Genomic DNA, 13,809 nt, shown 5'->3' with positions numbered 1-13,809 from the left:
CTGCGCCGGGCGCTGATCGCCGTCCAGTCTCTCACGGTCGTGCTGGACGTCGAGCAGCATGTGATCAGGGACGCACGTGGCCGTCGCCGTGCACGACCCACTTGGTCGTCGTGAGCTCGGCGAGCCCCATGGGGCCGCGCGCGTGGAGCTTCTGGGTCGAGATGCCGATCTCCGCACCGAGCCCGAACTGCGCCCCGTCCGTGAACCGCGTGGAGGCGTTGACCATGATCGCCGCGGAGTCGAGCTCGGCGACGAACCGCTCCGAGGAGGCCAGGTCGCGCGTCACGATCGCCTCGGTGTGCCCCGAGGTCCAGGTGCGGATGTGCTCGATCGCCGCGTCGAGGTCCGGCACGACGCGCACCGCGATCTCGGGTGCGAGGTACTCGCGCGCCCAGTCGTCGTCGGTCGCGGCGAGGATCTCGATGCCGTCCGGGGCGAGCTCGGCGGTCCGGGGGTCTCCGTGCAGCACGACGCCGGCCCCGTCGAGGGCCGCGAGCGCCGAGGGCAGGAACTGCGCGGCCGCGTCCGCGTGGACGAGCAGCGTCTCGGCCGCGTTGCAGACCCCGACGCGCTGCGTCTTGGAGTTGAGCAGGATCTCGAGCGCGCTCTGCTGGTCCGCCGACGCGTCGACGTACACGTGGCAGTTGCCGACCCCGGTCTCGATCACGGGCACCGTGGACTCGCGGACGACGGTCTGGATGAGGTCCGCTCCCCCGCGCGGGACGAGCACGTCGACGAGGCCGCGCGCGTGCATGAGCGCGACGGCGCCGGGGCGCCCGTGCCGGTCGATCGACTGGACGAGGTCCGCGGGCAGCCCCTGGGCCGCGAGGGCGCGGCCCAGGACGGCGACGATGACCTCGTTCGAGCTCGCGGCGGCCGAGCCGCCCCGCAGGATCACGGCGTTGCCGCTCTTGAGCGCGAGGCCCGCGGCGTCGACGGTCACGTTGGGCCGTGCCTCGTAGATCATGCCGACGACGCCCATGGGCACGCGCACCTGGCGCAGGCGCAGGCCGTTGGGCAGCGTCGAGCCGCGCACGACCTCGCCGACCGGGTCCGGCAGCGCCGCGAGCTCGCGCAGCGCGTCCGCGATGGCGACGATCCGCTCGGGCGTGAGCGCGAGGCGGTCGAGGAGCCCGGCAGAGGTGCCGTTCTCCCGTCCACGGTCGAGGTCCTGCGCGTTGGCCGCGACGATCTCCTCGGTGGCCGCGACCAGGGCGTCGGCCAGAGCGTGCAGCGCGGCGTCCTTGGTGGCTCGCGTCGCCGTGGCGAGCGCGCGCGAGGCCGACTTGGCGCGGCGCGCCGTGTCCTCGACGTCGCGGGCGACCGTGGGGGCCGGTACCTCGGGCACCTGAGGGGTGCGCGCGACGACTGTCGCGGGCTGGTCGAGGTCGGAGGCAGGGCTGAGCGCGGTCATGCGACGAGCCTACGACGCACGGGCCGCGCCTGTCTGCGGCGTCCGTGGACCGGCGCGCTCATCCGCCGAGCAGCTCCATCTGGGGGTGGCGCTGACCGCGGACCGCGCCCCGGGCCCAGAGGGCGCCGATCGCCTCGACCTCGTCCGGGCTCAGGTGCACGTGCGCGGCGGCCACGTTCTGCTCGAGGTACGCCCGCCGCTTGGTCCCGGGGATGGGCACGACGTGCTGTCCCTGGGCGAGAAGCCATGCGAGGGCGAGCTGCGCCGTCGTGACCCCGCGGGCCGCCGCGACCTCCTCGAGGCGCGCGACGAGGGACCGGTTGTGCGCGAAGTCCTCGCCGCGGTACCGCGCGTGGGAGCGCCGGACGTCGTCGGCCGCGAAGTCGTCGGTCGCCTCGACCGTCCCGGTGAGGATGCCCCGTCCCAGCGGGGAGAACGGCACGAACCCGACGCCGAGCTCCGTGAGCGCGGGCAGCACCTCGTCCTCGGGGTCGCGCGTCCACAGCGAGTACTCGCTCTGGACCGCGGTCACCGGGTGCACCGCGTGCGCGCGGCGGACCGTCTCGGCCGAGACCTCCGAGAGCCCGAGGTGCAGCACCTTGCCCGCCGCGACGAGCTCGGCGAGCGCACCGACCGTGTCCTCGACCGGGACCTGCGGGTCCACGCGGTGCAGGTAGTAGAGGTCGAGCCGGTCGGTACCGAGGCGGACCAGGCTCGCGTCGATCGCGCGGCGCACGTACTCGGGGCGCCCGTCGACGGGCCGCCCGTCGGGGTGACCGCCGGCGGGCGGCAGGCCCAGCTTGGACGCGATCACGACGTCGTCGCGCCGTGAGCGCAGGACCCGTCCGAGGAGCTGCTCGTTGCGACCGTGACCGTAGACGTCGGCCGTGTCGAACAGCGTGACTCCCGCGTCGAGGGCCGCGTGCAGGGTGTCGGTCGCCTCGCGCTCGTCGGCCGGACCGTAGGCGTCGGTCGCGGACATGCCGCCGAAGCCGATCGCGGAGACGACGAGCGGGCCGGCGGGCGCGGCGCCGCCGAGGGTGCGGGTGGGAAGGCTCATGGCCCGCACCCGATCACCCGAGGGCCCGCGTGGCAACCCTTTGCCGTTCCTCTCTCACATGGCGAGAAGGCTCGGGCGTCACACGGGCTGGAGGGAGTCCTCGGTCGCAGGGGCCTCGGCAGGCGACGGTGCGGCCCGACGGCGCCGCGCGAGCACGTCGTCGAGCACCGAGCACGCCGTGGCCGCCACGGCGAGGAGCCCGGTGGTCACGATCACGCCCGCGAGCGCCGCGTCGTACCCGTCGGGGCGGGTCGCGACGGCCCCGACGAACGCCCCGGTCATCCCGGCGATGCACACCGTCGCGGAGATCCGCTGGGAGACCTGGAGCATCCCGGCGGCGACGCCGTGCTGCCCGGCGGGCGCACGGTCGAGCGTGAGGGCCTGGTTGGTGGACATGCTCAGGCCCCCGGTGACCCCCGTCAGCACCTGCCCGACGACGAGACCCACCACCATGAACCGGTCCGGCAGGAGCAGCACGGCCAGGAGCATCGCGACCGCCACCGGGACCTTGGCGGCGATCACCGTGCTCACGCCGGCCCGTCCGAACCGTCGCACGAGCCGCCACGAGAGGTTCGCCGCGACGACGGACGCGAGGGCCCCCGGGGTCGTGACGAGCCCCGCCTCGAACGGAGTGAGTCCCGCGCCCTCCTGGAGGTAGATCATGAGGACGGCCGAGAACCCGAGCGCCGAGCCGAACGTGCACGTCGCCACGAGGCAGCCGAGCGCGAACCCCGGCGCCCGGAGCAGCTCGGGCGAGAGCACCGGGCTGCGGCCCGCGCGGGCGTGGCGTCGTTCCCACCCGACGAGAGCCACCGCACCCACGACGACCACGCCCGCCCACGGGGCACGAGCAGCGAGCGAGCCGGGCAGGACGAACGGCACGAGCAGGCCGAGCGCCGTCACGCTGAGGAGCACCAGGCCCACGGGGTCGAGCCCGGTCGCCGCTCCGGGACGCCCCCCGGAACGCGGCACGAAGCGCGCGCAGAGCACCGCGGCGGCGAGCGCGAACGGGAGCGTGAGGACGAGGGAGACCCGCCAGCCCGTCGGGCCCACCGCGGCGAGCACCACCCCGCCGACCAGCGGTGCGATCACGGCCGCGAACGCCCCGGTCGAGGCGTAGGCCCCGAGTGCCCGGGCCCGGGCGGGGCCCGCGAAGTGGTCCTGGAGCAGCCCGATCACCTGCGGGTTGGCCATGCCCGCCCCCACCCCTTGGACCAGGCGGGCCGCGACCAGCACGTCCGCGTCCTGCGCGCTCGCACCCACGACGCTCGTCAGGGCGAACAGGATCAGCCCGGCCACGAGGAACCCCGCGCGTCCGTACCTGTCGCCCAGCCGTCCAGCGGGTACCAGCGCGATCCCGAACGTCAACGAGTAGCCCGCGAGGATCCACTGGAGCTGGGCCGTGCTCGCCCCGAGACCCTCGCGCAGCGCGGGGGCCGCGACCGTGAGGACCGCGGAGTCGAGGAGCGTCGTGAACCCCGTGGCCAGGCAGACGAGCAGGACACGGGTCTGGAGCGCGGTGCGCGAGCCCGAGGAACCCGAGGAACCCGAGGAAGCGCTCACGGCGTCCCGACGTCGGAGAGCGCGCGACGCCCCGGGATGGCCGCGACCAGCTCGCGCGTGTACTCCTCGTGCGGGTCGAGGAGGATCCGGTCGGCCGTACCGGTCTCGACGAGTCGCCCCCGGTGCATCACGCCCACGTGGTCGGCGACCTGCCGGACCACCGCGAGGTCGTGCGAGATGAAGAGGTAGGCCAGCCCGTGCTCGGCCTGGAGCGCGACCAGCAGGTCGAGGATCTGCGCCTGGACCGAGACGTCGAGGGCCGAGACGGGTTCGTCGAGGACCACGAGCTCGGGACGCAGCGCCAGGGCGCGCGCGATCGCGACCCGCTGACGCTGCCCGCCCGACAGCTCACGCGGCCCCCGCCCGAGCGAGGCCGCCGGGAGCGCGACCTGGTCGACGAGCTCGCGCACCCGGGCACGGCGCGCCCGGGTGTCGCCCAGCGCGTACGCGCGCAGCGGCTCCTCGACGATCTGCTCGACCGTGAAGCGCGGGTCGAGCGACGCGTACGGACTCTGGTAGACGACCTGGAACCGTCGGCGGAGCCTGCGCAGCTCCTCACCGCGGGCCGCCGTGAGGTCGGTCCCGTCGAGCACCAGGGAACCGGCCGTCGGCTGATCGAGGCGCAGCACCAGGCGCGCGGTCGTGCTCTTGCCCGAGCCCGACTCGCCCACGAGCGCGAAGGTCTGCCCGGCGTGCAGGTCGAAGCTCACGTCGTCGACGGCGACGAGGGACCGCGTCGCGGCACCGCGCGGCAGCGAGAACTCCTTGCGCAGCCCCCTCGCCTCGAGGAGGGGGGCCGACGGCGCGGGCCGAGCGCCGCCGTCGGGCAGGCCGTCCGCCCGCGACGTCGCCCGCACGGCGCCCTCCGATCCCAGCCGGGCGCTCGCGAGGCTCGGCGCGGCCGCGATGAGCTCACGCGTGTACGGGTGCTGCGGGTCCGCGAGGACGCTGCGTGCGGGCCCCTCCTCCACGACCCGGCCGTGCCGCAGGACCACGATGCGGTCGGCGCGGTCGGCGGCCACCCCCAGGTCGTGCGTGATGAGGAGCACCGCGGTGCCGAGCGTCGAGCGCAGCAGCTCGATGTGGTCGAGGATGCGGCGCTGGACCGTGACGTCGAGCGCGCTCGTGGGCTCGTCGGCGATCACGAGGTCGGGCCCGGCGGCGATCGCGATCGCGATGAGGACGCGCTGACGCATCCCGCCCGAGAGCTGCGACGGGTACTGCCGGGCGCGAGCCGCCGGGTCGTCGAGACCCGCCTTCTCCAGGAGCTCGACCGCGCGCCCGCGCGCCTCCCGACGACGCGCGAGGCCGTGGATCACGAGGACCTCGGCGACCTGGTCGCCCACGCGCTGGACCGGGTTGAGCGAGACGGTCGGGTCCTGCGGGACGAGCCCGATCCGGCGCCCGCGCACCTCGCGCCACTCGCCCTCGCTCAGCCCGGCGAGATCCCGCCCGGCGAACCGGATCGTGCCCGCCGTGCGGCGACCACCGCGCGGCAGCAGGTTGATGACCGCGTGGGCCGTGGTGCTCTTGCCGGACCCCGACTCGCCCACCAGCGCCACGACCTCGCCCGCACGGACCTGGAGCGAGACCCCGTCGACGGCGGGCGCGTCACCACCCGTCGCCGTGCGGTAGCCGACGTGCAGGTCCTTGACGTCGAGCAGGACGTCGTCGTGCACGGGGACGCTCATCGGTCCTCTCCGTCCTTCTCGAGCGAGCGGGAGACACGGTTGGCCGACAGCACGACCGCGACGATCACGAGGCCCGGCAGCGTCGTGAGCCACCACGCCGCGGCGAGGTAGTCGCGCCCGCCGGACACCAGTGCACCCCACTCCGGGGTCGGCGGCGCGGCCCCGTACCCCAGGAAGCTCAGGGCCGAGATCGCGAGGACCGACGACCCCAGCTCGAGCGCGGTCAGCGCGACCACCGGGCCCGCCGAGTTGGGCAGGACGTGGCGTCGCAGCACGGTGTACCAGCGCACTCCCGACGCGCGGGCAGCCTCGACGTACGTCGTCGACGACGTCCGCAGCGCCTCGGCCCGCATCACGCGGGCGAACGCCGCGATCGTCGTGATGCCCACCGCGATCGCCACCTTGACCGTGCCGAACCCCAGCACCGTGATGATCGCGAGCGAGAGGAGCAGGCTCGGCACCGCGAGCAGCACGTCGACCACGCGCCCCACCACGTCGTCGACCCAGCCGCGCAGGAACCCCGCGAGCAGACCGAGCAACGAGCCGACCGACAGCCCCAGCGCGACCGCGATCACGGTCGCGCTCAGCGAGAGCCACGAGCCGTGCACCACCCGGGCGTACACGTCACGCCCCAGGTGGTCCGTGCCGAACAGGTGCTCGGCGCTCGGTGCCTGCAGGCGGTCCGCCGGAACCCCGGTGACCGGGTCCTGGGACGCGAAGACGCCCGGTGCGAGCGCCCACGCGACCACGAGCAGCAGGAACAGCACCGCGAGCAGCAGGCCGGGACGGCGCAGCACCGCGAGCCCCGCGCGACCGAACGTGCGGGGCAGCGCACGCACGCCCCCGACGCGTCGGCGCGCGGTCTCGGGCGGGACCGGGTCCGCGAGCGCCCCCGGGGCGAGGGACGTGCCCGGCGCGGGCGCGTCCGGCGACGACGTCTCCGGGACGGCATAGGTGTCGAGTCGTGCGGTCATGGTGTCCTCCTCCGTTCCCTCACGCCGCGGCGGAGGGTTGGCGGGTGGTGATCCGGGGGTCGAGCACGGGGTAGAGCAGATCCACGAGCAGGGTCACGACGACGAAGACCACGGCCGAGAAGACCACGATGGCCTGGACCACGGGCACGTCCTGCTGGTCGACCGCGGTCACCGTCAGCCGACCGACCCCGGCCCGGGAGAAGACCGTCTCGGTCACGACGGCACCGGCGAGGAGCCCACCGACCGTCACACCGAGCACCGTGAGCGCCGGGATCGACGCGTTGCGCAGCGCGTGGCCGAAGTGCACGCGGGCCCGCCCCGCCCCCTTGGCCCGGGCCGTCTCGACGTAGGGCTCCGCGAGGGACTGGCGCAGGCTGCGCGAGAGGACCTGTGCGAACGCGGCGCTCGCGGGGATCGCGAGCGTGAACGCGGGCAGGACGAGGCTCTCGAACCCCTCGTTCCCCATGGCGGGGAACAGCCGCAGCTCGAACGAGAACCACTGGAGCAGCAGCAGCCCCACCCAGAACGTCGGCAACGAGATGCCCAGGGCCGGCAGCGACGCGAGCGCGTGCCGGAGCCAGCGGGCGCGCGGGTAGGTGCTCGCGAGCGCGAGCGTCGCACCCCCGACGAGCGCGATCCCCAGCGCCAGGGCCGTGAGCTGGAGCGTCGGTGGCAGGGCCTCGGCGAGGAGCTTCGTGGCGGGCGCGCCCGACGAGAACGATCGGCCGAAGTCGAGGTGCAGCGCACCCCAGAGGCCGTGCGCGTACTGGACCAGGACGGGACGGTCGAGCCCTTGCTCGGCGCGCAGGCGCGCGACGAGCTCGGGGTCCGAGAGGTCGCCGTCGGCTCCTGCCGCCTTGATCGAGGCCGCGTCGCTCGGCAGGACGTAGAGCAGGAAGAACGAGATGGTGAAGGCCGCCCAGAGGACGAAGCCTCCCTGACCCAGGCGGCGGGCGATGTACCGGCCCATGGTCGGCTCCTCTCGGTCGTGGCGCGCGGTGCGCGGGTGCGGGGTGCGGTGTGTGGCGCGCGGGTGGTCAGGACGGGTGGCCCGGTGGTGCGCCGGCGGTCGGGCGGGACGCGCGACGACGCGCCCCGCCCGACCGCGCGGGACTCAGTCCTGCTGGACCCAGGCGCCGTGGAAGTCGAGGCGGGTCGACGCCTCGAAGCCCAGTCCGTGGACCGTGTCGGCCGCCGCGATCGTCGTCGAGAGCTCGTAGACCGGGATCGAGTGCCCCTGCTGCACCAGGAGGCGCGCCGCCTCGGTCACGAGCTCCTGCCGCTCGGCCGGGTCGGTCGACGCCGCCGAGCGGTCGAGCAGGTCGTCGACCTCCTCGGGGGCCCGCTTGTTGATGTTGCGCGCGTTGGCCGAGAAGATCGTGCGCAGCACGTCGGGGTCCGAGCGCGTCAGGTTGTAGTAGTCGAAGTCGAAGTCCCCGGACTTCTTGAGCTCGGTGGACTCGGCGACCGTGACCTGCTTGAGCTGGAGGTCCACGCCGATCTTCGCGAGCTGCTGCTGGACGAGCTCGAGCGGCTCGGCCACCTGCCAGAACGTGACCGTGGTGGACAGGCGCTGCCCGTCCTTGACCCGCACGCCGTCGGCACCCTCGACCCAGCCCGCGTCGTCGAGGAGCTTCTCTGCGCCGTCCGGGTCGTACGCCAGGTCGTCCGAGACGTCGGCCCACAGCGGGGTCGAGTGCGACAGCACGCTCGTCGCGGGCTCGTCCTGCGGGGTCAGCAGGGTCGCGGCGATCTCCTCGCGGTCGATGCCCTTGCTGATCGCCTGCCGCACCGCCGGGTCGGCGGCGAGCGGACGGGACTCGTTGGGGAAGAGGTTGAAGACGACACCCGGGTTCGCCCGGTACGCGAGCCAGAAACCGTTGCCGTCGAACTGCGGCAGGTCGACCGTGCTGATGGCCGCGGTCGCGTCGATCTGCCCCGAGAGCAGGCTGCCGGTGCGCACGCTGGCCTCGGGCACGAACTTCACGGTCACGGTGTCGAGGTACGCCTCGCCCGTGTGGTCGTCCGCCTCGGAGGCCCAGTCGTACCCGGCGACCTTCTCGAGCACGACCTCCTGGTCGAACGTGTACGACCTCACCGCGAACGGTCCGGAGCCCACGAACTTCCCGGCGCACCGGTCCTCGACGCTCAGCGCGGCCGACGCGGGCGAGAGCAGCCCGAGCGAGAAGGTCGAGGACGCCTGGAGGAACTGCGCGCTGGGTGCCGAGAAGTCGACCCGCACGGTGCGGGGGTCCACGACCGTGGTCCCCTCGTACCCCACGAGGTAGGCCGAGCCGAGCGAGGCCGCTGCGCCCAGCTCGACGATCTTGTCGAAGTTCGTCTTGACCGCGGCCGCGTCGATCGGCGTGCCGTCGGCGAACGTCGGTCCCTCCCGGAGCGTGAACGTGAAGCTCGTCGCGTCCGCGTCGACCTCCCAGCTCTCGGCGAGCCAGGGCAGGATCTCGCCCGTGTCGGGGTCCTGCGCGGTGAGCGAGGCCACGGTCTGACGGGCCGAGGCGATCGCGTCGTTGTTCCCGACCTGCTGCGGGTCGATGCAGTGCGAGTCGACCGTGACCGCGAAGGTGAGGTTGCCGCCCGGGACGGGCTCCGCCGTCGGGCCGGGGGACGTGCCGTCCGCCGCGCCGCCGTCACCGGAGCCGCACGCCCCGAGCAGGAGCGCCGTCGTGGCGAGGGAGGCCGCGGCGAGTGCGCGGCGGGACGGGGCCGTGCGGCCGCCGGGGCCCGTGGGCCTGGTCGAGAGGGACATGCGAGAGGTGCTCCTTCGGTCGTGCGCGCCGCGCGACCGGCAGGGCCGGCGGCGCGCAGGGGTCGCCGACGGACCGTGGGTGCGTCGGGTCGACGCCTGCTCACGGTGCGCGGCGGTGGGGGCCGTCAGGGGACGGCGAAGGTGGGGACGTGGTCGACGCGGGGGTCTCGCCCGCGCGTCAGGTGCGACCTGGGTTCAGCCGGGTGTCAGCGACAACAGGGGACGAGGAGCCGGGGGCCGTCGAGGTGGCGGACCGCCCTGCGGTCGTGCTCCTGCTCCGTGCCGGGTGCGCGCATCGTCCGTTCCTCCGTGTGCCTACCGCGTGCTTACCGCGCCCGACGGGTCGCGGTCAGGTACCACCCGGAGCACCCCGTCACGTCGAAGGGTTGCTGGCCAGCGAGCCGGGTCTTGGCACTGGCGCTCTTCACCTGCCGCACAGGAAAGCCCCCCGAGGGCGAGGAGTCAAGGGGTGAGAGCGCCGTCCCACACGGTGAGACGCCAGGGGGGTGCGAGACGGGGCCCGGTGACCCGTGACGGGTCGCCGAGCCCCGTCAGGGAGTCGTGCGGCAGGGCGCCCAGGCGCGGCGAACCCCGCTCAGGACGCCTTGCGCTTGCGGCCGACGAGCACCAGGTCGTCACGGTGCACGATCTCGCGGTCGTACCCCTCGCCCAGCTTGTCGCGCAGCTCGTGGGTCGAACGTCCCAGGAGGCCGGGGATGTCGCTCGAGTCGAAGGCCACGAGGCCGCGCGCGATCACGCGCCCGTCGGGGGCGACGAGCTCGACGGGGTCGCCCGCGTCGAAGTCGCCCGTGACCCCGACGACCCCCGCGGGCAGCAGCGACGCACGTCCGGCCAGCACCGCGGCGACGGCCCCCGCGTCGAGCTCGAGGCGTCCGCGAGTGCGGGCCGCGTGCGCGAGCCACAGGCGCCGGCGCGTGGTGCGCTTGCCCGTCACGGCGAACCAGGTCCCGACCTCGCGCCCCGCGAGCGCGCCCTCGGCGTGCGCGGCCTTGGTCAGCACGACGGGGATGCCCGATCCGGTCGCGATGCGCACCGACTCGAGCTTGGTCAGCATGCCGCCCGTCCCGATCGAGCTGCCCCGGCCCGTGACCTCGATGCCCTCGAGGTCGAGCGCGGAGTGCACCTCGCGGATGCGCTGGGTACCGGGCCGCGAGGGCGGACCGTCGTACAGGCCGTCGACGTCGGTCAGCAGGACCATCGCGTCGGCGCGGACCAGGTGCGAGACCAGGGCCGCGAGGCGGTCGTTGTCCCCGAAGCGGATCTCGTCCGTCGCGACCGCGTCGTTCTCGTTGACGACGGGCACGATCCCCAGGTCGAGCAGGCGTTCGAGCGAGCGCTGGGCGTTGCGGTAGTGCCCCCGGCGGATGGTGTCCTCGGCCGTGAGGAGCACCTGGCCCACGCGGATGCCGTACTCGGCGAACGCCTGCGCGTACCGGGCGACCAGGAGCCCCTGCCCCACCGAGGCCGCGGCCTGGGCCGTGGCGAGGTCGCGTGGTCGCGCGCTCAGGCCGAGCGGGCCGATCCCCGCAGCGATCGCCCCCGACGTCACGAGCACGACCTGTCCACCCGCGGCGTGCCGCGCGGCGATGACGTCGACGAGCGCGTGGAGGGCCGGGACGCTGAGGTGCCCGTCGGGTCCGGTGAGCGAGGACGAGCCGATCTTGACGACGACCCGGTGGGCCGTGGCGACCTGGGAGCGAGCGGAGAGCGCATTCACCGGGACATCATCGCGCGCCGGGCGCGGGGACGGGGCGCCATGTCACCGTGTGACACCCCGCGGTGAGACGGCGTGGGCACCGGTCCTGCTCGCCGGGCCCGACGACGTCGCTCCCCGCCCGCTCGACGTCACGCCCGGGCGGAGGGTCGGCACCCCCCGGGGACGCCGCAGGGCGGGCACGACCCGAGGGTCGTACCCGCCCTGCGTGCGGACGTCCGGGGTGGGCGGGACCGGTGGTCCGCCGGTCGTCAGGCGAACCGGCGACCCGCCCCCGGCAGGTCAGTCCTGGTCGGGGTCCGTCCAGTGCCCGGACTCGCGCTCGGTCCAGAGCTCGGCGCGGGCCTCGGCCTTGGCGTCCATGCGCTCGGTGTACTCGCGGCGCTTGTCGGTACGCGTGGGGCGCGAGGTGTCCTCGAGGCGGAGGTCGGAGCCGCGGGGGCCGCCGAGGTGCTCGGCGCCCGTGATGAGCGTGGGCTCCCAGTCGAACACGACCGCGTTCTTGTCGGAGCCGATGCGCACCTCGTCGCCCGCGATGGCGCCGGCCTTGAAGAGCTTCTCCTCGACCCCCAGGCGTGCGAGGCGGTCCGCGAGGTAGCCCACGGCCTCGTCGTTCGAGAAGTCGGTCTGACGGACCCAGCGCTCGGGCTTGGAGCCGCGGACCTCGAAGTAGAAGCCGGTCTCGACGCCACCCTTGCGGGTCACCGTGAAGCCTGCGTCGTCCACGGCCTTGGGGCGCAGGATCGTGCGGGCCGGGGCGGGGGCCGGGGCCTCGCGGCGGGCCTGGTCGACGAGCTCGGCGAGCGCGAACGTCAGGGGGCGCAGGCCCTCGTGGCTCGCGGTCGAGATCTCGAAGACCCGCAGGCCGCGGGCCTCGAGGTCGGGGCGCACGAGCTCGGCCAGCTCGCGTGCCTCGGGCACGTCGATCTTGTTGAGCACCACGAGGCGCGGGCGCTCGTTGAGCGGGAGCCGCGCGCCCTCGATGTCGAGGTCGCCCGCGTAGGCGTCGAGCTCTGCCTCGAGCGCCTCGAGGTCGGAGATCGGGTCACGATCGGGCTCGAGCGTCGCACAGTCGAGCACGTGCACGATCACCGCGGTGCGCTCGATGTGACGCAGGAACTCGAGCCCGAGCCCCTTGCCCTGGCTCGCGCCGGGGATGAGCCCGGGGACGTCGGCGACGGTGTAGCGCGAGTCGCCCGCCTGGACGACGCCCAGGTTGGGGACGAGAGTCGTGAACGGGTAGTCGGCGATCTTGGGCCGGGCAGCGGAGATCGCGGCCACGAGCGAGGACTTGCCGGCGCTCGGGAAACCGACGAGCGCGACGTCGGCGATCGACTTGACCTCGAGGACGAAGTCGGCCTCCTCGCCGGGCTCGCCGAGCAGCGCGAAGCCGGGTGCCTTGCGACGCTGGGAGGCGAGCGCGGCGTTGCCGAGGCCACCACGGCCCCCCGCGGCGGCGACGTACTCGGCGCCCTCACCGACGAGGTCGGCCAGGACGTTGCCGTCGGTGTCCTTGATCACGGTGCCGTCGGGCACGCGCAGGATCAGGTCGCCGCCGTTGGCGCCGGCGCGGTGGTCACCCATGCCCTGGGTGCCGGAGGTCGCGTGGCGGTGCGGGGAGTGGTGGAACTCGAGGAGCGTCGTGGTCTGGGAGTCGACGACGATCCGCACGGTCCCACCATCACCTCCGTTGCCGCCGTCAGGGCCGGCGAGCGGCTTGAACTTCTCCCGGCGGATGGAGGCGCAACCGTTGCCGCCGTCACCGCCGGAGGCGTGCAGGACGACGCGGTCGACGAACGTGGCCATGGAAATGGTCCTCTCAAGCAGGGGGGAAGAACACCAGGAGGGGCGCACCGCGTCGGTGCGCCCCTCCTGTCAAGCGTGCTGCGTCGTGGATCAGGCCTCAGCAGAGACGATGTCGACGACCTTGCGTCCGCGGCGCGTACCGAACTGGACCGCACCGGCGGTCAGGGCGAACAGCGTGTCGTCGCCACCGCGACCGACGTTGTTGCCCGGGTGGAAGTGGGTGCCGCGCTGGCGGACGATGATCTCGCCGGCGCTGACGACCTGGCCACCGAAGCGCTTCACGCCGAGGCGCTGGGCGTTGGAGTCACGACCGTTGCGCGAGGAGCTCGCGCCCTTCTTGTGTGCCATGTCGAACCTGCTTTCGTGCTGGAAGAAGAGGGGGTGGGATCACCTGCGGCGGCCCTCACGAGCCACCGAGGGAAGTCACTTGATGCCGGTGACCTTGAGGCGGGTCAGCTGCTGACGGTGACCCTGGCGCTTGCGGTAGCCGGTCTTGTTCTTGTACTTGAGGATCGTGATCTTCGGGCCCTTTTCGTCCCGGACGACCTCAGCAGTGACCTTGACCTTCGCGAGCGCCGCAGCGTCGTGGGTCACCTTCTCCCCGTCCACCAGCAGGATCGCAGGAAGCTCGACGGACTGTCCGGCACCAGCCGACAGACGGTCGACGACGACGATATCGCCGACGGACACCTTCTCCTGGCGGCCACCGGCCTTGACGATCGCGTACACCACGTTGTTGCTCTTCTCTTCTAGTCTTGGCGTGCTCGCCATGTCTGATCGTCTTGGCAGGACTCAACAC

General features: G+C 73.7%; 11 protein-coding genes and 1 riboswitch. All 11 genes read right to left on the bottom strand.

Translation table 11 applies throughout. From position 1 onward, the window contains the following. Positions 1-64 precede the first annotated feature (64 nt). The 11 genes from JOD49_RS18665 to rplU all read right to left on the bottom strand — a co-directional run bounded on the left by JOD49_RS18665 (position 65) and on the right by rplU (position 13,742). The gene (locus JOD49_RS18665; RefSeq protein ID WP_205308488.1) at positions 65-1,414 is read right to left on the bottom strand and encodes a glutamate-5-semialdehyde dehydrogenase; all 1,350 of its coding nucleotides are present in this window, start codon (positions 1,412-1,414) and stop codon (positions 65-67) included. 58 nt (positions 1,415-1,472) lie between these two features. Beyond that, positions 1,473-2,474, bottom strand: a complete 1,002-nt coding sequence (locus JOD49_RS18660; protein ID WP_205308487.1) for an aldo/keto reductase — start codon at positions 2,472-2,474, stop codon at positions 1,473-1,475. Positions 2,475-2,552: 78 nt separating this feature from the next. Further along, entirely contained in the window at positions 2,553-4,037 is a 1,485-nt protein-coding gene (locus JOD49_RS18655; protein WP_205308486.1) for an MFS transporter, read from the bottom strand. Beyond that, positions 4,034-5,728 carry a dipeptide ABC transporter ATP-binding protein gene (locus JOD49_RS18650; protein WP_205308485.1) on the bottom strand — a complete coding sequence of 565 codons (1,695 nt, stop codon included), beginning with the start codon at positions 5,726-5,728 and terminating at the stop codon, positions 4,034-4,036. Before JOD49_RS18650 ends, JOD49_RS18655 begins: the two co-directional genes overlap by 4 nt. After that, complete coding sequence (locus JOD49_RS18645) at positions 5,725-6,702, bottom strand: ABC transporter permease (RefSeq protein ID WP_205308484.1); 978 nt, start codon at positions 6,700-6,702, stop codon at positions 5,725-5,727. Before JOD49_RS18645 ends, JOD49_RS18650 begins: the two co-directional genes overlap by 4 nt. Positions 6,703-6,721: 19 nt before the next feature. Beyond that, positions 6,722-7,672 (bottom strand): ABC transporter permease, encoded by a 951-nt coding sequence (locus tag JOD49_RS18640; RefSeq protein WP_205308483.1) that lies wholly within the window; start codon positions 7,670-7,672, stop codon positions 6,722-6,724. A 144-nt stretch (positions 7,673-7,816) separates the two neighbouring features. Beyond that, complete coding sequence (locus JOD49_RS18635; RefSeq protein ID WP_205308482.1) at positions 7,817-9,469, bottom strand: ABC transporter substrate-binding protein; 1,653 nt, start codon at positions 9,467-9,469, stop codon at positions 7,817-7,819. Positions 9,470-9,786: 317 nt separating this feature from the next. Further along, a riboswitch (SAM riboswitch) is annotated at positions 9,787-9,898 on the bottom strand. 166 nt (positions 9,899-10,064) lie between these two features. After that, the gene (gene proB / locus JOD49_RS18630) at positions 10,065-11,207 is read right to left on the bottom strand and encodes a glutamate 5-kinase (protein ID WP_205308481.1); all 1,143 of its coding nucleotides are present in this window, start codon (positions 11,205-11,207) and stop codon (positions 10,065-10,067) included. Positions 11,208-11,486: 279 nt separating this feature from the next. Further along, positions 11,487-13,010 (bottom strand): GTPase ObgE, encoded by a 1,524-nt coding sequence (gene obgE / locus JOD49_RS18625; protein ID WP_205308480.1) that lies wholly within the window; start codon positions 13,008-13,010, stop codon positions 11,487-11,489. Between the two features lie 90 nt (positions 13,011-13,100). Beyond that, positions 13,101-13,358: a 50S ribosomal protein L27 gene (gene rpmA / locus JOD49_RS18620; protein ID WP_030151568.1), complete on the bottom strand. Its 258-nt coding sequence runs from the start codon at positions 13,356-13,358 to the stop codon at positions 13,101-13,103. 75 nt (positions 13,359-13,433) lie between these two features. Beyond that, positions 13,434-13,742 carry a 50S ribosomal protein L21 gene (gene rplU / locus JOD49_RS18615; protein ID WP_191789147.1) on the bottom strand — a complete coding sequence of 103 codons (309 nt, stop codon included), beginning with the start codon at positions 13,740-13,742 and terminating at the stop codon, positions 13,434-13,436. Between the last annotated feature and the right edge of the window lie 67 nt (positions 13,743-13,809).

It is taken from the genome of Oerskovia jenensis, assembly GCF_016907235.1.
GTDB classification, from domain to species: Bacteria; Actinomycetota; Actinomycetes; order Actinomycetales; family Cellulomonadaceae; genus Oerskovia; species Oerskovia jenensis.
This window is presented reverse-complemented; position numbering and strand designations above follow the sequence as displayed.